Origin of the sequence: Pseudomonas sp. IT-P12 (assembly GCF_949767465.1) — a bacterium.
In the GTDB taxonomy this organism is placed as follows: Bacteria; Pseudomonadota; Gammaproteobacteria; order Pseudomonadales; family Pseudomonadaceae; genus Aquipseudomonas.
This window is the reverse complement of record NZ_CATKPY010000017.1, coordinates 1-273: the sequence shown is the minus strand read 5'-3', so window position 1 is coordinate 273 and position 273 is coordinate 1. Positions and strand designations below refer to the sequence as shown.

Here is a 273-nt window from a genome sequence, read left to right as displayed (position 1 = left end):
CTGGCCCTGGGTGCCGACCGCGCCATCCTCGTCGAATCCGCTGAAGATCTGACCTCCCTGGCCGTTGCCAAGCTGTTGAAGGCCGTTGTCGACAAGGAACAGCCGCAGCTGGTGATCCTGGGCAAACAGGCCATCGACAGCGACAACAACCAGACTGGCCAGATGCTCGCGGCCTTGAGCGGCTACGGTCAGGGCACTTTCGCGTCGAAAGTCGAAGTGTCCGGCGACAGCGTTGCCGTGACCCGCGAAATCGACGGCGGCGCGCAGACCGTT

At 63.7% G+C, this 273-nt stretch carries 1 pseudogene; it reads left to right on the top strand.

The features are described 5' to 3' along the window. Positions 1 to 273 (top strand): annotated as a pseudogene (locus ACM6IM_RS08640) (electron transfer flavoprotein subunit beta/FixA family protein); the annotation flags it as partial.